19 protein-coding genes are annotated in these 18,195 nt (G+C 50.7%); 9 read left to right on the top strand and 10 right to left on the bottom strand.

What is annotated here, in order from left to right:
- On the bottom strand, nt 1-200 hold a 200-nt coding region (locus KQI17_RS12385), incomplete at its 3' end, for an SLOG family protein (protein WP_216496518.1).
- 160 nt (nt 201-360) lie between these two features.
- Here KQI17_RS12385 and KQI17_RS12380 point away from each other — a divergent pair.
- From KQI17_RS12380 to KQI17_RS12365, 4 genes are all read left to right on the top strand, one after another.
- Nucleotides 361-633, top strand: coding sequence for a helix-turn-helix domain-containing protein (locus KQI17_RS12380; RefSeq protein WP_216496517.1), 273 nt, complete (start codon nt 361-363; stop codon nt 631-633).
- A 157-nt stretch (nt 634-790) separates the two neighbouring features.
- Nucleotides 791-988: a helix-turn-helix transcriptional regulator gene (locus tag KQI17_RS12375; protein ID WP_253285829.1), complete on the top strand. Its 198-nt coding sequence runs from the start codon at nt 791-793 to the stop codon at nt 986-988.
- A gap of 169 nt (nt 989-1,157) precedes the next feature.
- Nucleotides 1,158-1,550: an MmcQ/YjbR family DNA-binding protein gene (locus tag KQI17_RS12370; RefSeq protein WP_216496516.1), complete on the top strand. Its 393-nt coding sequence runs from the start codon at nt 1,158-1,160 to the stop codon at nt 1,548-1,550.
- Between the two features lie 75 nt (nt 1,551-1,625).
- Nucleotides 1,626-2,402: a hypothetical protein gene (locus tag KQI17_RS12365; RefSeq protein WP_216496515.1), complete on the top strand. Its 777-nt coding sequence runs from the start codon at nt 1,626-1,628 to the stop codon at nt 2,400-2,402.
- Between the two features lie 68 nt (nt 2,403-2,470).
- Here KQI17_RS12365 and KQI17_RS12360 read toward each other — a convergent pair whose 3' ends face one another.
- Together KQI17_RS12360 and KQI17_RS12355 are read right to left on the bottom strand one after the other, a co-directional pair.
- A complete protein-coding gene (locus KQI17_RS12360; RefSeq protein WP_216496514.1) occupies nt 2,471-3,640 on the bottom strand; it encodes a C40 family peptidase in 1,170 nt (389 codons plus the stop codon).
- A gap of 663 nt (nt 3,641-4,303) precedes the next feature.
- Nucleotides 4,304-5,365 (bottom strand): DNA cytosine methyltransferase, encoded by a 1,062-nt coding sequence (locus KQI17_RS12355; protein WP_216496513.1) that lies wholly within the window; start codon nt 5,363-5,365, stop codon nt 4,304-4,306.
- 263 nt (nt 5,366-5,628) lie between these two features.
- On the opposite strand from KQI17_RS12355, the gene KQI17_RS12350 reads away from it, so the two are divergent.
- Genes KQI17_RS12350 through KQI17_RS12340 form a run of 3 tightly spaced genes read left to right on the top strand, consistent with a single transcriptional unit; the run spans nt 5,629 to nt 8,828 of the window.
- Complete coding sequence (locus tag KQI17_RS12350) at nt 5,629-6,861, top strand: site-specific integrase (RefSeq protein ID WP_177832213.1); 1,233 nt, start codon at nt 5,629-5,631, stop codon at nt 6,859-6,861.
- Nucleotides 6,845-7,840 carry a tyrosine-type recombinase/integrase gene (locus KQI17_RS12345; RefSeq protein WP_216496512.1) on the top strand — a complete coding sequence of 332 codons (996 nt, stop codon included), beginning with the start codon at nt 6,845-6,847 and terminating at the stop codon, nt 7,838-7,840. Before KQI17_RS12350 ends, KQI17_RS12345 begins: the two co-directional genes overlap by 17 nt.
- A complete protein-coding gene (locus KQI17_RS12340; protein WP_216496511.1) occupies nt 7,824-8,828 on the top strand; it encodes a tyrosine-type recombinase/integrase in 1,005 nt (334 codons plus the stop codon). The genes KQI17_RS12345 and KQI17_RS12340 overlap by 17 nt, the downstream gene beginning before the upstream one ends.
- Nucleotides 8,829-8,910: 82 nt before the next feature.
- On the opposite strand, the gene KQI17_RS12335 is transcribed toward KQI17_RS12340, so the two are convergent.
- A complete protein-coding gene (locus tag KQI17_RS12335; protein ID WP_216496510.1) occupies nt 8,911-11,241 on the bottom strand; it encodes a VirB4-like conjugal transfer ATPase, CD1110 family in 2,331 nt (776 codons plus the stop codon).
- Nucleotides 11,234-11,578: a PrgI family protein gene (locus KQI17_RS12330; RefSeq protein ID WP_216496509.1), complete on the bottom strand. Its 345-nt coding sequence runs from the start codon at nt 11,576-11,578 to the stop codon at nt 11,234-11,236. Before KQI17_RS12330 ends, KQI17_RS12335 begins: the two co-directional genes overlap by 8 nt.
- An 84-nt stretch (nt 11,579-11,662) precedes the next feature.
- Between KQI17_RS12330 and KQI17_RS12325 the strand changes: the two genes are divergently transcribed.
- Nucleotides 11,663-11,971, top strand: coding sequence for a hypothetical protein (locus tag KQI17_RS12325; protein WP_216496508.1), 309 nt, complete (start codon nt 11,663-11,665; stop codon nt 11,969-11,971).
- Between the two features lie 29 nt (nt 11,972-12,000).
- Here KQI17_RS12325 and KQI17_RS12320 read toward each other — a convergent pair whose 3' ends face one another.
- The 4 genes from KQI17_RS12320 to KQI17_RS12305 form a co-directional block, all read right to left on the bottom strand.
- Nucleotides 12,001-12,534, bottom strand: coding sequence for an MT-A70 family methyltransferase (locus tag KQI17_RS12320; protein WP_216496507.1), 534 nt, complete (start codon nt 12,532-12,534; stop codon nt 12,001-12,003).
- On the bottom strand, nt 12,531-13,370 hold the full coding sequence (locus tag KQI17_RS12315) for a hypothetical protein (RefSeq protein ID WP_216496519.1): 840 nt from the start codon (nt 13,368-13,370) through the stop codon (nt 12,531-12,533). Before KQI17_RS12315 ends, KQI17_RS12320 begins: the two co-directional genes overlap by 4 nt.
- A gap of 270 nt (nt 13,371-13,640) precedes the next feature.
- Nucleotides 13,641-13,949: a TrbC/VirB2 family protein gene (locus KQI17_RS12310; protein WP_216496506.1), complete on the bottom strand. Its 309-nt coding sequence runs from the start codon at nt 13,947-13,949 to the stop codon at nt 13,641-13,643.
- Nucleotides 13,946-15,673 carry a VirD4-like conjugal transfer protein, CD1115 family gene (locus KQI17_RS12305; RefSeq protein WP_216496505.1) on the bottom strand — a complete coding sequence of 576 codons (1,728 nt, stop codon included), beginning with the start codon at nt 15,671-15,673 and terminating at the stop codon, nt 13,946-13,948. The genes KQI17_RS12310 and KQI17_RS12305 overlap by 4 nt, the downstream gene beginning before the upstream one ends.
- Before the next feature lie 238 nt (nt 15,674-15,911).
- Between KQI17_RS12305 and KQI17_RS12300 the strand changes: the two genes are divergently transcribed.
- The gene (locus KQI17_RS12300; protein WP_216496504.1) at nt 15,912-17,150 is read left to right on the top strand and encodes a DUF3800 domain-containing protein; all 1,239 of its coding nucleotides are present in this window, start codon (nt 15,912-15,914) and stop codon (nt 17,148-17,150) included.
- Nucleotides 17,151-17,219: 69 nt separating this feature from the next.
- Here KQI17_RS12300 and KQI17_RS12295 read toward each other — a convergent pair.
- Nucleotides 17,220-18,195, bottom strand: a 976-nt coding sequence (locus tag KQI17_RS12295; protein ID WP_253285828.1) for a collagen binding domain-containing protein, incomplete at its 5' end; no start/stop codon positions are given.

Genomic DNA, 18,195 nt, shown 5'->3' with positions numbered 1-18,195 from the left:
ACATTGATCTGCTCAGCGGCATAAAGGCCGATGCCGTGGTCACAGGCCGTATAGAACTGTGTTACATCCTGCTGCCGCAGCTCCATGATTTTCTGCAAAAGCTCCTGTTTCATGGCAATGCAATATTCGTCATCTTCATCGAAGCCCCATTTGAAGCAGATCGTGTTCTGGCCGAAAATCGCACAACGATAGTTCTTCATAACGGTTCCTTCTCTCTATTTGTATCCTCTACCAATTCCATCATGTGCTTTCTTTTAATATAATATTGCTTACTAATTAAATCAATAGCTTTCTATTGAGTACAGAAAGAAATAATAGGAAACGGTATAATTGCTTATCATCGGAAAGGCAGGGCACCGTATGAGCAAAGAAGTTTCCTTCAAAAATCGTGACCGTTTCGTACAGCTTGGGATCGCTATCGCGGCGCTTCGAAAAATGCGTGGCTTATCTCAGGAGAAGTTGGCGGAAAGAGCCGGCGTCAGCCGCTCCCTTATCAGCACGATCGAAGCGCCGAACATGGCCCACGGGTTCTCTCTGGATGTATTCTTTGATATTGCCGATGCGTTGGAGGTCGATCCTGCCGATCTTATCAATGCCTCTGTATTCTCGGATCGGATCTTGAAATCAAAGTAAGCTCCCAAATGCGTCCCACGGTGGGACGCATTTTTCGACGATTTGTGTCTGCGCTCTTGTCCGTTCCGCTTTCAATTTACCATATTGTGGGTATAATCACAATATGATTTTCTCAAAATACCACATATAATTTCATTATTCGGCAGGAAATGTGGTGATGGCGATAGTCGATTACGGACCGTTGTGGGAAACCATGGAGCGGAATAATGTGACGCAGTATCAGCTTTTGCAGAGCGGCATTGATAACCATACGCTCGATTCTCTCAAGAAAAACAGGAACATCACGATGATTACACTGGAGAAGCTGTGCAGGATCATCGGCTGCACGCCGGATGATGTTGTATCGTTCAAATAACGGCTGTCGGCACTTGCGCCGGTGGCCGTTATTGTTTTAGGCCAATATGAAAAAAGCAGGGCGGGGACAGCGTCCCCGCCCTTGATAGTAGGCAGAATGTGGGTATACAGGAAGTCAGAGCTTGTGCTATAATGATGATGCGAGAATATGTTTTGCGGAGTGTGATTCGATGGATCGGGAAGAGCTGAGACAATTCGTATTGAGCAACTACAGCGCAGAGCCGGACCGCCCGTGGCTCAACCATCCCCGCTTTGAGGTGTTCCGTCACAACAATAACCAAAAGTGGTTTGCCTTGGTAATGGACATACCGAAAAGCAAGCTCGGCTTGCCGAGCGCGGATATGATAGATGTCGTCAACCTCAAGTGCGATCCCATTCTGGTCGGATCGCTTCGGGGCGATGCCGGTATCTTTCCCGCGTATCACATGAGCAAGGCGAATTGGATCACGGTCGCTCTGGACGGCAGTGTGCCGGACGAAAAGCTCAAGGTGCTGCTGGATCTGAGTTACGAGCTGACGGCGACGAAGATGAAAATGAAAACAAAACAACAAAATCCCATTTAAGCCTATATCGTACTTAACATATTTGGGGAAGCAGTAAAAAGTAAATTTACACTAAAAAAAGATAGGAGAGAACAAATGTTGAAGAGGCATATCAACAATCCGTATAAATTGAATTGGAAACTATATTGCCTTATTTGTGTAGGTTCTGTGGCAGCAATGATTGCTGCAGTTATTCATAACACTATTACTGGCAGTACCGTTTCGGATATAATCAAAAACTTGGCATTGGGGGTTGTTGCGTCTACATTCGTTGCCTTGTTAATTGAAATTGGAAATGTTAGGGAAAGAAATGAAAAGGCAAATAGTGTATACGATGCAGTATATAGTAACTTACAGTATCAGATAATGTGTTATATCCAAACTTGGTCATGCTTGTGTTGTATTGCTTACAAAAACAACGACTATTCCATTGAGAAGCATACATGGACTGAATGGTACGAAACAACAAAGAGAGAATTTGCAGAGTGTGATAATAATAGGCAAACAGAGTTAATGTCATTTTTTAGCAGACAGTTGAGGGAACGCATAGATGGAATTGAAAAAGCTATTGCTCAAATAGATAACCAACAATACATACTAAAAATTAACGAGGTGTATGACGAGAGTTTAAGATTTATTCTTGAGGACTATCGTTTTGAATTTGATGCGGCAAGGCTTACCTTGGAAGGAAGACTTGATAGCGATAGCTTTTGGCAATCATTTGATGCAATAAATAAGGACCTGGTAAATTATATAGGTAATTGGATAGATATAAAATATTATAATTACTGTAAATTTAGGCCTTGTAGTTTTTACGAAGATCTCGCAGAGGTAAAGCGCGCAATAAAGTGCAGTACAAGTGCGGAAGTTTAGATTGACGTCTCTGCATAATTGCTGTATCATAGGATTGTTGAGGGCTTTCACAGCGTATGTGAAGGCCCTCAATCATTTGTATAGTATATGGGATGGCCGACCACAACAAAGCCTTCCTTTCCGGTAATAACCACGTTGTTGTAGCTGCTCGCACAATGCACGATCTGAATGCTGCCGTCCTTGTCCCAGCCTGCCACAATGCCGACGTGTTCATCATCCGGATAAAAGGCGAGGTCGCCGATCTGTGCGTCCTCCCAGCGGACTGGCGTACAGTAGCTATGCTGCATAGCTGCACCCCCGCCGTGGCCGATAACATAGCTGCCGTTGGTCGCGTTGTAAAAGGCCCAGTCTACCATGCCGGAACAGTCTAAACCGTATGGTCGGTAAGTGCCGGTGGTGGAGCTGCCGTCCGCTGTGACCTTGGCAAGTTGCCCCCAGCGGTCGTCCCAGCCGAACACAAGGCTTTTGCCGCCCCAGAAGTAGTTGACCTTTCCGGCGAGCGACAACGCCCGTTCCACCACGGCGCGGCGTTCTTTGGATAGATTTCTTGGCAGGGCGCGTCGCAGCATGGCGGCGTCGTATTGCAGGCTGTCGAGGTCATGGAGCAGTGCATCAAGGAGCGCAGGATCATCCAGCAGCTCGGCAAGAGCCTTTTTCTGGTACGCTGTGAAGCGATAGTCTGTACTCATTTCTTCCGCTGATTTTGCTGCGACGGCAAGGTGCAAAATGTGTTCTGTCCAGTCCTCACCATTCTCACCGCCGTCATGGTAGATCGTATCGACCTCGGACGTGATCTCGGTCATATCCCAAAAGACGGCCCTGAGCCTGTCTACACGGTCAGCATCCATTGTGGCAACATCCACGCCGTTTTCTGCGCCTGCGGTCCTCACGGCAAAAACCGCTATGACCTCCCGCCAGCCTGGGAGTGCGCCGGTCAGGTCAATGCTGTCATAATCGCCATCTTGCAGCTCCGCCAAAGTAGAGCAAACCTCTTTGCTGACCTCTGCAACAGCAGCATTGAGCGGGATCGTATCGGGAGACGGCTCGTTGGCGAAGAGAATGCCGAACGGCGACGCCATGAGCGCCGCAACGAGGACGATCCCGCTAAAGAGCACGAACGCAGTCACGGCGCCGCCTGCTGCGAGAAAGAACGAAGTCAAAGCCTTTGCGCCTGCTGTCGTCACAGCCGCACCGCGCCGCAGCCAGTCAAGAATTTTCGCACCGGTTCGTTGAATCAATGTTGTTGCGCGCTCCTGCCGTTTGCGCTGCATGGCAAGACGGCGGCCACGCTCGGACGCTGCTGCTTGTCGGCTGCTTTGCGATGATGCGGGCTTGGCTGATGCGCGAGCGGATCTTGACCTCGCACGATATTCTGCCCTTTGTCCATTTCCCGTAGAAACAAGTCCGCTGCCGCTGTACTCTGCCTGTATTTTTTTGCTCATCTCCTCCTTTGCCTGCTGCCGCCATGCGTCGGCAGGCTTTTTTGCGTTCCACGGCACCGTTTCGTCCGGTGCCGTGGTCGCTTGATTCGATGGATGGATAGATGGGTTATTATCAGAGAACTCTTGTTCGTTTCCGATTTGATTTTTCTTTCCGTGCAATAGAAGAGTGGCTGCTCCGCTGGCGAACCGCGTTGCGCCCTCTTGCGTTAAAAGCTCGGTGCTCTGTTCGGCCTGCTCTGCGGCACGGCTCTCCGCGGTCTGCTCTTGCCGTTTCTTTCCGGCCAGCTCTTTCTTGAATTTGGCGGTAAGCCGGTGCTGTGATGCACGGTGCTTTTGTGTACGCCTGCTTTTCTTTTTTTCCAGCTCACGCCCGTAATCCCGCTTGTGTATATCTGACATGACAGATCTCCTTTTTGAGTGCGAAAATGCGTCTCACGGTGAGATTTATTCTTTTGAAGCCTATTCCCGCAGCGCGGCGGCGATGCCCGCCATGATGTAATCGGCACATGGCAGCGCGACCGAATTGCCGAGCGCCCGATAACGGTGCATCGACGGGATCAGCTCACCGTTTTCACCGTACTTTGTCCAGTTGTCCGGCAGACCCATGAGCCGTTCGCTCTCAATTTCTGTTGGAAAACGAATGCAGCCGCCCGCCGAATCATCCGCGTACCAGAAGGCAAAAGGCGTGACGCCACTGGCTAATAGAGTGGGAAAAGGGTCTGCTGCCCGTCCAAAGCTGCCGCGGAACTGCGTGTGCTGCCCATGCTTAGCTGCTCCCCGCATCCGGTAGAGCTGAAAGGGACGGAGGATGGGTACACGCCCCCCTGTTTCAATAACAGGGCCTCGATCTCTTTCGGCGGCGGGCAGCCCGCCCGCTGTGCAAGGGCGAGGAAGTGTGAGCATTGCGCGGGGCTTAAACAGTATTTGGTGAGCACGCCGCCCTCCAAAATCGGCCACGAGGAAAATTCGCTGCCGCCGCGCCAATCGTCCGGGGCCTGCCCAATAGCGGGCATCCATAAGCCGCCAGGCGAGATCAGGACATCGCCCTCGCACCATTCCGGCGCCTGCCCAGTTTCCAGAAGTAGGCATTGAAATCTCGGTGTCCTCGAACGCTCCGAGCACGGCTCTAAAATCCATCCCGTCATTTGATGTAAACGCTCCCATGACATTTTCCCAAAGACAGATAACTGGAAACTTACCTCCACTTGCATCCCTCATTTCCTGTATGATCCGAATTGCCTGAAAAAACAGGCTCGACTTCTCTCCGGCAAGTCCTGTGCGCGTGCCGCAGAGTGAAAGATTTTGGCACGGGGAGCCAAAGGTCAGTACATGGACGGCGGGTATCTTCCCACCGTTCAGCTTTGTAATATCGCCTAAATGCAGCATATTGGGAAAATGCCGTCTGGTGATGGAGATAGGATATTTCTCGATCTCGCTCGCCCAAACCGGCAAAATGCCGTTGCGCTCGGCGGCATAGGGGAATACTCCGATCCCGTCAAAAAGGCTTCCTAACGTAAGCAAAAATCAGCCTCCTCTCGTCGAAAAAATGTGTCCCACCGTGGGACACATTTCGTCATATTTCTATTCATGATTCAAAACTTTTCATTCGGCGTCTTATGCAAAGCTTTGCATACCCGCCCTAATGAAAAGTTTTTATAAATGGAAAGAGTGATTGTAATTAGCTGTCTATAAAGCATTTTTATGGAAAAAACTTGCGATAATAATTGCATGGATGTCTCCTTTCAACGACAATAGACACACCACCTTGAAAGGAGAGTGTGTCTATGATTACAAACAATTTCAACAAAGAGCTTCGGGGTATTTCAGATGCATTACGTGATTTGGGGTACACTGACAGCACCATCGGGCTGCGTCAACGCTATTGGAAAGAGTATTGCTTTTTCCATGGAAGTCTCGACATTGATGAAGCGTCAATGGATGAGTTTCTGCTGAAAAACTACGATATTCAGAGTGGGAATATCAATGTTTCCAAACGGCAGTATGAGGTAAGAGCCGCGCTTCGCAACTTGCTGGAATATCGCCGTTATGGAAAAATCAGAAACTATCATACGCCGTGGTTCAAGGATTTGCCGTGGGTTGAGTCTTTCCGAGCTATAACAGAAGATTTCATCTCGCATCTGCGGAGTCAGAACAGCAAGCCAGAAACTATTGTCAATTACGAACGTACACTAAAACGCATCACCAACCATCTGCATAGCGTAGGAGTGGATTCTTTTAGAGATATGACGCCAGAGCATATCTCATCTTTTTTATCTACATCTATTCCGGATCTTGTCAGAAATCTTCGCGCCACGCTTTGCCATCTGCGTGTCTTCTTTCGGTATCTCTACCTAAATGAATTTACAAAGGATGACTTGTCTCTTTTTATTCCAAAGTCCAACGTACTGCTGAAGCGAAAACACATTCCGTCTACTTGGACCAGAGAAGATATTGATAAAATCCTGGCTTGCATTGATTTAGCCAGTCCCGTCGGTAAACGGGATTACGCAATCATTCTGCTGGTTGCCCGGCTTGGAATTAGGGTCAGCGATGTGATTCGATTGGAATTTGACAATATAAAGTGGGAAAAGAATTGTATTCAGATCTCGCAGTACAAGACAAATGAGCCATTGGTTCTTCCTTTGTTTGAAGATGTCGGACAGGCAATTATTGACTATGTGAAGAATGGGCGTCCCGCATCTGATTTGAAGCTGGTGTTCATTACACATAAACCGCCATTTCAAAAATTCAGTGACAACAATCACCTCTACGGTATGTTTAACAAGTATCTGTATAAGGCGGGCATTGAGGTCACGCCGGAGAAAAATCACGGGATGCACACACTTCGGCACAGTCTGGCCAACGAACTTCTAAGGAAAGAGATTCCGCTTCCGGTTATTTCGGAGATTCTCGGTCACAAAAGTCTGGAGACCACTATGCAATATTTACGCGCAGATACGGAGCAGCTGCGGTGCTGCACCTTAGTGGAGGGTGAAAATTATGCAGTCACCACCTAAAACAGCAGTTTTCGAAAGTGATCTTGCTCCGCTGCTGTCTGCATTCGTTGCAGAAAAACAGCGATTCGGATTCAAATACAACAGTATTGAAGCATATTTGAAGAGCTTCGATACCTTTCTTCTGGGGAGAGACTGCAAAAATTCCTTGAGTAAAGAACTTATGCTCGAATGGATAGCGCCGAAAGCGCACCAAAAATCCGCAACGATTGAACACCGCATCTATATCATGCAACGCCTTGCGGATTTTATGAACCGCAACGGTTTTTCCGCATATCGAATTCCATCTGAACTGATTCCAAGAAAAGTGCATGACTTTGTTCCTTATATTTTTACCTATGATGAGATTGCGCGAATCTTAGCAGTCGTTGATGGGTTTCGGTTCAACAAGTGCAGCCCGAAGCGCCATATCGTCTATCCTTTGTTGTTCCGTGTCCTATGCTTTTGCGGACTCCGCATTTCTGAGGCGTTGAATCTAACTGTGGGTGATGTTCATTTCGAGGATGGTTTCTTTCTCCTGCGAAACACAAAAACAAGTCTGGATCGCCTCATTCCGCTGGATGACAATTTGAGGGCACGCTTTATGGCGTACAGTGAACAGATGGGGTTTCTCAGGAAAGATGAATACTTTTTTCCCTCACCGGATGGTTCCAGATACAGTCTTGCAACAATGGACACAACATTTAGGGACATTCTTTTCAGGGCTGGCATTCCATACCGCGGCAAGGGAAAAGGGCCGCGGCTGCATGACTTGAGACACACATTTTGCGTACACAGTCTGCAAAAGCTGACAGCGCATGGTGAAGACCCCTATGCAGTGCTTCCGCTGTTGATGACATATATGGGACACAGAAGTGTGCAGGCAACCAGCCAGTACATTCATCTCTCCGCCGAAAGTTTTCCGGCTATCCTAAAGCAATCCGAATCTTTGTTTGGCAACTTAATACCGTTGGAGGACAACTCAAATGAAACATCCATCTGATTTTGCTATCTGCATTTCAAATTACCTTACCAAACATTTGGCAGGCGCAAGAAATCTTAGCCCCAATACTATAAAGTCATACCGGGACACCTTTTGCCTGCTCTTATTATTTATGAAGGAGATGAACAAGAAGATAGACAGGATTTGCTTGGTTGATATTGATGCCGACTTGGTTATTTGCTTTTTGGATTGGCTGGAAGTGAACCGAGGGAACAGCGCTTCGACGAGGAATGTGCGGTTAGCTGCAATCCATGCGTTCTTTCGATATGTGCAGTTCCAAAATCCAGAAATGCTGCTGCATTGCCAGCGTATCCTTGCCATTCCGATGAAAGAAACAGAAAAGAGATTTGTGGAATACCTGCCGGAACAGGTGCTGAAAGAACTGCTTTCCCTTCCGGACCAGACGAAAAAATATGGAATACGAGATACGGCGCTGTTGTGTTTGCTCTATGACTCTGGTGCAAGAGTGCAAGAACTGATTGATCTTTGCTTGTTAGATATTCGTCTGGAAACGCCAGCAACGATCCGGCTCTATGGCAAAGGAAGAAAAGTGCGCGTCGTTCCGCTTATGTCACAGACGGCAACCATATTGCAAAAGTATCTGAATATGTGGCATTTGGACGCTGCGCGGAAACCAGATGATCCAGTGTTTGTCAACCACCAAGGAAAGCGACTGACCCGTCCCGGAGTCACTTATATTCTAAATAAATACATGGCGCAAGTTTCTTGGATGGAGGGCAAAAAAGGGATTACTCCGCATATTATCCGCCATTCCAAAGCAATGCACCTGCTCCGTGCGGATGTTGATCTTCATTACATTCGAGATTTTCTTGGACATGTGCAAATTGAAACGACCGAGGTTTACGCCCGTGCGGATGCGGAAATGAAGCGCAAAGCATTGGAAACAGCAAATCTCGATCTTCCAGCCGAATTCCAGACAAGTTGGCAGAAAGACCAAAGTCTGTTATCCTGGCTACAATCGCTATGACAACGAAACGGAAAATTTTATCAAAAGATATTTGGGTAAGAACGGCTGAAACTCAGCCGTTCTTCGCATTTCTTTCCATTATTCAGAACTTTTCATTAGGCGTCGTTGTCATCAGGCGGTACAGCTCCGTGTCCTTGGGGATCGTATTGACGAACGGAACAAGCGCGCCGCCCATCCGCAAAAGGCCATGACCGGCTTCCACATTGGTCACATAGCCCATCTGCGTATCCGACAGGCGCAGCAGCTTCCCCAGCTCCGCGCGGTCTGTCGCCGCCTGATTGAAAAGCAGCAGAAATTCGCTGTTTGCCAGCATGAGCCGCGCCGTCTCCGATTTCAGGCACTCTTCCACATTCTGCGTCGCGGCGGTCAGCGGCGCACCGTATTTGCGCCAGCGCTTCCACGCGCGGTACAGCACATCGGCAGAGTATTTGTACTTGAAATAGAGATAGCACTCGTCAATAAATACCCATGTGAATTTGCCGCGCTTGCGGTTGGCGGCGACGCGATTCTGGATCGCCTCCAGCGTCACAACAAGCGCCGTGGGACGCAGCTGCTCACCCATCTCATAGAGGTCAAGGGCGATAATGCGGCTGTCCATATTGACGTTGCCGGCGTGCGCAAATACATTCAGACTGCCCTCTGTGATCAGCTCAGCCGCCAGCGCGATCTCCCGCGCTTCGGGATCAACCTGCCGCATGACTTCATTGCGCCAGTCCGTCAGGAGCGGTGCAGGCTGCTTGCCGCGGCTTTTAAGATAGGGACGGTAAACATTGGCTGTGCAGCGGTCAATGATGGACTTATGCGAGCCCGTGAGTGTTCCTGCACCCATCTGCTGTTCTAAAATGCTGGTGATGACTTCTGCCTTGACCGCGATGGGATTCTCGTCGGTGTCGTAGCCCTCGCCCAGCTCCAGCGGATTGATGTGATGCGGGCTGCTTGGGGAAATTTCGATGATCTCACCGCCCAGCGCACGGACAAGATCGCCATACTCCCGCTCGGCGTCGATGATGATAATATCGTCGTGGGTCGAGAGCGCGATGCTGGCAACGGTATTCTTCATGCCGACCGATTTGCCGCTGCCCGATACGCCGAGATAAAAAGCGTGGGGCGAGATCAGCCGCTTGCGGTTGCAAATGAGCAGGTTTTTGCTGACGGCGTTGACGCCATAGCAGATGCCGCCTGCGTCCTGAATCTCCTGCGCGCGAAACGGCATGAGGACCGCCGTACTCTCGGTCGTCAGCGTCCGCAGCGCCTTGATCCGGCGCAGACCGTAAGGCAGGACGGTATTCAGGCCGTCCTCCTGCTGGTAGTAAAGCGTGGCAAAATGGCAGGAGTGCTCCCGCCCAATCGTGCGCAGCGTCTCCGTGTCGGCGTTGAGCTGTTCGAGCGTATCGGCAATATGAACGAGCGTCACGACGGCGAACATCATGCGCTGGTCGCGCACGGTGAGATCGTCCAAATACTCCTTGGCCTCTGCGCGCAGCTGCTCCAACTCATAGGGGACAGACGCGGAAAAGTTGTTTTTATCGTTTTGCCGCTGTTGCCAGCGCGTAATGTCCGTCTCGATGCCGAGGATACGGCTCTGTACCTCGCGTACCGCCTCGTCCGTGGGGATCGGCAGAATGTCGATGGAGAGGACAAGGCTGCGCGAAATGGCGGAGAGGTCCGCGATCATATCGTCGCGGAGATAGCTGCCGAAATCCTTGAGGAACAGGACGCGGCCGAACTTGTCCCCCATCTCAAAATAGCTGTCGCGGAAACGCAGCCCATCCGGGCAGATCAGGTCGCGGAAATCCATGCCGCGCCGGAGTACAGACGCCTGTTCATACGAAAATAACTCCTCCTCGCCGGGGCGAAAGAAGTCATGCAGCAGCCGTAGGCGCTCCTGCATGGAGATCTCCCACGCGCCCGAGTCCAGCCGACCAAAGCTCTGTGTGAGGTTTGCATCCACGCGCCGGAAGTAGGCGCGGCTCTCCTCGATCTTGCGCTGCGGGATGGAGATGGTAACATACTTTTCCTGCACAAGATTATTCCCTGCGCCGACCTGATCCGTAAGTATCCTGTTATACTCTGTGCGGTAACGGTCCAGCGCGTCGCCGTGCGGCTTCATCAGCACCGTGCGCTCAAAATCCGCGTGGTTCATGCGGCGGTTGAAAATGGTGATCTTCGCCGCGGCGTCGGTCGGCAGGGCGTTCAATACACTTTGATAGGAGCGAAAAATGCTCTCCCGATCCTCGTCCGACGCGGCAGCATAGTTGACATCGGCAAAGCGCCACGACTTGCTGTGCCGTGTGCCGACCTGCCACACACCGCCCTCGTAGATGTGGTGAATGGGGATCGACTGCTGCACGCTGCGCGGAATGGAAAACTTGACTTTCTCGCTGCGCTCGGCAGCGGCAAGCGTTTTAATCAAAATCGTCACGCTCCTTTCGACCCAATGCGGTATAGTAGAAATTCTCCGAGACAAAGCCGCGCCCGCGCGCACAGAGAATTTGTGACTTGACAAAGGCGCACACAAATTCTCCAAAGGTCATGCCGTTGTAGTGAAAAAAGCCTGCGACAGCAATAGGGGCTGCCGCAAGGATACATACCCAGCCGGCCATCTCCTTGCCGACAACAGGCGTCAGGGCAAGGTAGACAATGACAGCGACCATGACCGCGCCGAGTGAACAGATAAATTGGCGCAGCGACAGGCCAAAGAAGATGCTTTCCCTGTGGCTGCGTATCTCTTTTGGTATCTTGACTTCCATGGTGATAATCCTCCGATTTTTTGACAGGTTTTTGCAGGCATGAGATAATAATGGTAGAAAAATTTACAAGGAGGCTTGACAGCTATGACGATCCCACAGCAGCTTTTGACTGCGTTCCTGATCCTTGTTTCTCTTCCGCTCGTGCTGAAGCTCTTATGGAAAATACGGCTTCTGCCATTTGTGCTCGGTCTTTCGCTCCCGTATCTCATGGGGCAGCAATGGACCGCAGAGCACAAAGCGGTGTACCTCGTGCTCCTGATCGGCGGCGCGTTGTTCGCGCTGGCGGTCTGGACGTACCGCATCGTGGATGCGGTACGCACAGAGCGGTGGTACAGGAAGCGCCTTTTGGAACGGGCAACGCCGCTATATCGTGAAGAAGAGAGGGACGGTTGACCGCCCCTCTCTTCTTTGCCGTCACAGCCTCAAAGGGATATATCGCTTTGTACTTCGTTCCCCCATACATCCCAGCCGGTTGAGGACTGGCGGGCAAACAGCTCCACACGCGGCACATCGCCCATGAGAGCTTCGATGCGCCGCCGCACCTCGTCCGGCTTTTTGCTGTGCTCTTCCACATGGGAAATGACGATTTGGTGGATGTTCTTTGCCTGCCGTTTTGGACTGCCTTTTGTGGCAAGCAGACATATTTCCGCATTGGCTCTTGTCCAATGCCCCATGCCCCAGAAAAGCGAGTTGGACATGCGATTGAGCTTGACCCATACGAAAGCGACGGTCTTAAAGTCAAAGCCCCAAGCCCGCATAACACCCCACGCTTCATGGAGCATGGGGAATGTGATCCATAAAAAGAGCGCGCAATCCTTTGCGGCCAACTCATCCACTGGTAAGGCTGCAATATCTTCTATGCTCATGGTAGGATAATGCTTGTCTGCTGCGCCGCCGCCCGACCATACCTTATAGCGCCACGGTGGATCAGCGTATATGACATTGTATTTTTTCACAGCCCCAACATCTCCTTCACGATCCGGTCCGCGCCCTTGACAAGCCCTGTAAGGATCAACATATTGAATACGAGCTGCCCAACATATTGCCACACCATTGTTACGGCCGGAAGTGTTGTATCTGCCGCCGGTGTGCTGCTGGAGAGGAAGGCGGAGTAGATCAGGCAGGAAAGCACGATCACCGCGCCCTCCATGCACACGCCGGTATAGGACTTCAAAAATGCCTTGCCCGCGGCGCTCGTTCCCTCGCCGGCAAAGGCAGCCAGCGGGATCGGCGCAAGGGCCGTATAAAGATAGAGCCGGAAAAAGCGCCCATAGACAGTCAGGATCAAAATAAAGGACAAAACGGTAATAATCAGACTTCCCAATACGGAAACAAGCCACAGTGGGATGGACTGCAAAATCGTCACATCCTCTATCGCCGTTACGATCTCGCCCGGCAGTGCAGACACCTCCGATACCGCGCCGCCCATACCGCCCACGACCGTACCAATGATGCCGCCGCAGATGTTGAATACAGCCAGCATCAGCTCCATACCATGTCCTACGGCGACCTTTGCACACAGGAAGCGCACAAAATGCCGCAGGGCAAATTCGGGCCGCTGCATCTCACGGAACGACGCGGCAGATTGAAAGATGCCCATCGCAAAGAACAGCACGAGCAGTCCGTACCCGACACCTTGCAGCGCGGTATTGATCTGGACGATCAGCGCCCAGATGTCGCCGCCCTTGAAGCCCTCCGGCGAGGTCGTCAGCAGCGTCCAAATCTCGGCAAGTCTGCCGTTCCAGCCATCCAGCGCATTTTCCAGTGTTCGTATGATCCAGTTATCGCTGATAGAAAATCACCTCCATGCTTCGACAGGAAATGCGTCCCACGGTGGGACGCATTTCCTGCGTTTTCTTTTATCGCTCTTTTACTGTTTTGCAGGGTTGTCCGAAAAGCAAGCCCGCCTCACGGTCAAAGTCCGTATGCCGCGCCATAGAAAGCGCCTGCCGCTTTGAATAACCGGAATATAGACGGTGGTGGAGCTGGTCATTCGGCGTCTGCACATAGATCATGTAGCCGCGCGTGACCGTCTCACAGCTCAGAATACGGTTTTTCTTTCTCATACCACACCGATCGCCGACAGAATTTCCTTGGCAAAGGCGATCAGCAGCCCGCCGAGCAGACAGAGAAAGCCCTGCGAGCGCTGGCTGGCATCGTGGCTCTGCACGCTCATGCCGACCTGCACAATGCCCCAGCCAAGGATGATGACGCCGACGGCCTTAATGCAGGAAAAGATAAAATCAGACAGATTATTGACAATGGTGAGGGGATCGTCTGCGGCCAGCGCAGGAACGGTGCAAAGGGTAAGGCAAAGAATCAGCGCCGCGAAAAAGCGGCGCTTTCTTTTGGGATTCATTTCCTTTTTCATAGGGATTCCTCCAATTCTAAGACTTCAATTTCATTCAGGGTCTCAAAGGTAAAGGGCAGATCGTCCACAGCGTAGATGCAGGCTACATGATGAACGTATGGTGCAGCGCCGCCATATTCCGTCTCGTGGATGTTTGGGTGGCGCATCAGTTCGTACTTCTCGTCAATGACTGGCTTTTCGCCGCGCACGAGGAGAATGGAGAGCCGGTTATCCAGCATCCGCACCTCATCCGGCGTCATCAGGTCACGGCCTATGAGCTGCGTGCTCTTGCTGTATGAGCCGCTGCGTCCCTTGCTCTGGCTGACGCTCTGCACCTGGATCGTCTCTTTCCCCAGCAGCTCCGATACATACTTGTGCGTGCTCTGTTCATTCCCGCCTAAATAGAGAAAGGCATCCGCGTTACCGATGATGCCCTCCCAGCTATCCTTGAATAAGGCTTTGAGCTGAGAAATATTTTGCAGAATAATAGTCGCCATGAGGTTGCGGCTGCGCATAGTCGCCTGCAAGCGTTCGTAGCCATCCGGCAGCGCAACATTGGCAAACTCATCGAACAGCAAGCGGACTGGGACCGGCAATCGTCCGCCATGCACCTTGTCCGCGCGGTAATAAAGCTCCTGAAACGCCTGCGTGTAGAGCATACCGATGAGAAAGCTGAGCGAGGTATCGTTGCTGTCGGGAATGACGCAGAAGATCGCCTGTTTACGCTCTCCGAGCTGCCCCAGCTCCAGTGTGTCGTGGCTGGTGATGCGCTGGACCTCCGGCAAGGTAAAGGCAGAGAGACGAACGGCGGCGCTCACGAGAATGCTCATAGCCGTCTTGCTGGGGGCCTCCTTAAAAATGGAATACTGCCGCACAGCGATATGATTCGGCTCTTCCTCCCGCAGCGCCTCGAAAAGCAGGTCGAGAGGCGATTGGTACTCCTCATCGTCGTCATGCACGTCAGCGTAGTCGAGCATGGTGAGCACCATATCCATTGTCTGTTCCTCTTTCGGTGCCTCGTGCAGAAGATAGAGCATGAGCGCGCAGTCCAGCGCCGTTTCGCTTTTCTCCCAAAACGGATCGGACTGTGTAGCATTCTTCGGCGTGGTGTTCTTGATGAAGTTATCCACCAGCCGGAACACGTCCGCGTCCTTTCGGATGTAGTGGAACGGATTATAGGCATCGGAGTGCACAGGATCAATGAGGTCAAAGACGCGGACAATGTAGCCGTGCTTCAGGAGCAGCGGCGCGGTGGCACGCAAAATTTCCCCCTTTGGATCTGTGGCTATGTAGGACGTGTTAGCAAGCATAATGTTCGGTGCAATGACGCCGCGGCTCTTGCCCGCACCGCTACCGCCGACCACGATCTGCAACAAATTCCGCTGATGCACGCGCCCATCCAGTCCCATTTGGACGTGCTTGGTGAGGATCACATTGTTATCGGGATGCTTGCGGTCGCGGTATTTGCGGTCGAGGACGCCTGCGCTGCCCCATTTTGCGCCGCCGTGTTCCTCGCCGGGGCGCTTATGTTCCCGTTCCCCGTAGTAGAGTGCGATAGCAGCGGCATAGAGCAGCAGCGCACAGGCGATGAATTTCAGCGTGTGGGGCATCCAGCCAATGGAAAAGGGGCGCTCCAGCACTTGACTGAAACGCCCCGTCCATTGAAAGAGGTTCATGCCGTCCTCGTAGGCATAAGCAGCTATCGCCGCCAGCCATACCACCGCAGCGGACAGCGCTGCCCACATCAGGGCAGCGCTGCGAAAGTCAGTCTGTTTCGGTTTGATGATGGTCTCCTCCTATTGTAAGGTTTAGAAATACTGCGTGGGGATTCAATGTTCGTGAGGATTCAATGTTTTTATGTAGATAATTGTCGTGACTCATGTATAATATATGTATGCAGAATTTTCCCCATTAGCATGTAGCATTTCAGACATTATTACGGGAGAACCGGAACACCAAAATAGGAAAAGAGAGGTGTACACGATGTCAACGGATTACGATTTTTTCTTTGATGAATCATTTCACGATCGAAAGATAACAGCAAAGCAGTTTGCCCGAGAGAATTTCTTGGATTACTACATCGGCCTTTTTTGGGGAACAAGGAAAAGCAATATTCCTGCTGTTACAGAGAGCCTTGAAAAAATTGAACATACAGCAAAGAAACAGTTCACTATTCAGGGTGAGCTTAAAAGCACTATCATCAATGGAAAGCACTATACCTACGGATTGAAAAGCTTTAATTATTTGGATATTGATTTCTATAATTCCGTATTTGATTGTTGCCTTAGTCAAAAATTAAAGCTTCAAGTCAACTTCATAGGAAAAGGGGAGTTATTATGGCGGAGCGTTTTCCCATTCTCTGATTGGTATGATGCAAACGGCTTTCTCTACAAGAAATTTATTTACTCACTGGCAAAATTGATAAGGACATATCAGATTAGCGTTCATCCCTCATTGCAGGATTTTTATAATGGGGTAATTTCACAAGATGAGTTTGTAAGCTTGCTTACGGAAAAATTAAGGTCGATTTATCATGCGGGCAATGGAATAAAACGAAAAGCAAGAGAAATAAATGCTATTACACAAATTATTCACATTATTAGCAAACCGCAAATTCCCATTCGCAACCAGTATAGCGTAGATTGGACCTATCACGAATCTTTCGATGGCCTCTATAATCTGCTTAGAGATGACCTTCATATAAACTCCAACCGAGTCAATATCTTTATTGACAATGAAATCAATACTATCAAAGCCGCAAATGCAACACACCGATTCAAAAGCGTTGAAGAACTTGACTCAGCGAATAACATTTGCATTCGACTATCTGACTGGCTGGCAGGCTTTGTTGGTCGGTTGCTTTTTTCCATTGAGCATGATAGTGCAGCATTAGAGCCGAATGAGACTGAGCTTAAAAACACGGCACCAGCCGAATTTGCAAAACTCCGCTTACTAAGTGACCATTGGTTTGACTTGTCGAGAGATCAATTTGAGTGCTATCGCCGCGCACATAATGTGTTTATTGGAAAGCAAATGCATTATTGGACGTTAATGACTTGTGTTTCAATCGATGGAGTATCAAAGTTTTCTAATATGCTAAAATACTTTAACAGCTACGAATCTTATGAAGAATTTAAGAAAATTCCGGCGAAAACTCACTCAGAAAAATATAATCATGCAGTCTGTGTTGACCTTGAACATCACTATCGCCAGCTCGTATAGTTGTACTATGCTCTCTGTAAAAATGTCGAAATGTGTCCCATGGTGGGACGCATTTCGATGCTTCGGATATTAGTACCCTGTCTTGGGCAGCGTCATCGTGTTCTTGGCGTACACTGTGGTGAGCCAGCGGGACACCGCCTGAATCCATTGCCCGTTGTAAAGGCCGCCGATGTCCACGCTGTTCACAAGGCTCGTGCCGTTGGACAGGCCGCCACAGACCGTTCCATAGAGCGCGGGCGTTTCGACCTGTGCAAAGCCTGCCGGAACGGTGCCGAACACAAACATGATCTCGGTCACACGCTCATTGGCGGCAAGGCCAATCACGGCAGGACGCATATCCAGCACATAGTTTTTCGTGGTGGAAAGGTTATCTGCCAATGTGCGATACGCTCCGGCACCGTTGACCTTGTAGACGATCTTATAGTTCTGCGCTTGATTGTAGGTGCCAGTGACGAGCCTGTTCACCGTGACCTGTGCAGGCAGCGTGTCGCGCCAGTAGAACGAATCGAGCGCAATGTTGGAGGTGTTGCCGATCTGCGAGAATGTGTAACGGATCGGCTGATCCGGCATGACCTCGGACGGGCCAGTTTTCTTGATGGCAACGCCGGTGTTCACGCTGGCGTTCGTCACCTCAAAGGTCACGATTTGCCCCTCGTGCTCAAGATAGGCGGTCATTGCGGTCGGGCTGGCAGAATAGAACGCCGGAGAACGCACCTCGCGGATGGTATAGCGCGAGAGCGGGAGCAGCTTGGAGGTGGCTCTGCCGTTGCGGTCTGTCCGAATGGTGTCTACCACATTACCGGCTTTGTCGTAAACCTCGAATACCGCACCCTCCAGCAGTGAACCGGCAGGCAGGCCGTTGGTGGGATTGTAGTCGGCAGACTTCTTGACAATCTGGATTTGACCGCGTATCGGCGTGTTCGCCCATTCAATTTCTGTCGTGGAGCCGTAGCGGAGATAGATCGTTTTCAGCTCAGGGTCGAGCACATAACCGTCCGCCGCTTTGATCTCACGGAGATAGTAGCGGCCATCAGCCAGTCCGTCG

This window comes from Oscillibacter sp. MSJ-31 (assembly GCF_018918025.1).
In the GTDB taxonomy this organism is placed as follows: Bacteria; Bacillota; Clostridia; order Oscillospirales; family Oscillospiraceae; genus Hominicoprocola.
Note: the sequence above shows the minus strand (reverse complement) of the source record. Positions and strands in the feature narration are given on the sequence as shown.

Bases quoted from the DNA above. Each gene is read 5' to 3' on its own strand.
- KQI17_RS12380 (WP_216496517.1), top strand. From the start codon at position 361: ATGAGCAAAGAAGTTTCCTTCAAAAATCGTGACCGTTTCGTACAGCTT.
- KQI17_RS12375 (WP_253285829.1), top strand. From the start codon at position 791: ATGGCGATAGTCGATTACGGACCGTTGTGGGAAACCATGGAGCGGAAT.
- KQI17_RS12370 (WP_216496516.1), top strand. From the start codon at position 1,158: ATGGATCGGGAAGAGCTGAGACAATTCGTATTGAGCAACTACAGCGCA.
- KQI17_RS12365 (WP_216496515.1), top strand. From the start codon at position 1,626: ATGTTGAAGAGGCATATCAACAATCCGTATAAATTGAATTGGAAACTA.
- KQI17_RS12350 (WP_177832213.1), top strand. From the start codon at position 5,629: ATGATTACAAACAATTTCAACAAAGAGCTTCGGGGTATTTCAGATGCA.
- KQI17_RS12345 (WP_216496512.1), top strand. From the start codon at position 6,845: ATGCAGTCACCACCTAAAACAGCAGTTTTCGAAAGTGATCTTGCTCCG.
- KQI17_RS12340 (WP_216496511.1), top strand. From the start codon at position 7,824: ATGAAACATCCATCTGATTTTGCTATCTGCATTTCAAATTACCTTACC.
- KQI17_RS12330 (WP_216496509.1), bottom strand. From the start codon at position 11,578: ATGGAAGTCAAGATACCAAAAGAGATACGCAGCCACAGGGAAAGCATC.
- KQI17_RS12325 (WP_216496508.1), top strand. From the start codon at position 11,663: ATGACGATCCCACAGCAGCTTTTGACTGCGTTCCTGATCCTTGTTTCT.
- KQI17_RS12310 (WP_216496506.1), bottom strand. From the start codon at position 13,949: ATGAAAAAGGAAATGAATCCCAAAAGAAAGCGCCGCTTTTTCGCGGCG.
- KQI17_RS12305 (WP_216496505.1), bottom strand. From the start codon at position 15,673: ATGTGGGCAGCGCTGTCCGCTGCGGTGGTATGGCTGGCGGCGATAGCT.
- KQI17_RS12300 (WP_216496504.1), top strand. From the start codon at position 15,912: ATGTCAACGGATTACGATTTTTTCTTTGATGAATCATTTCACGATCGA.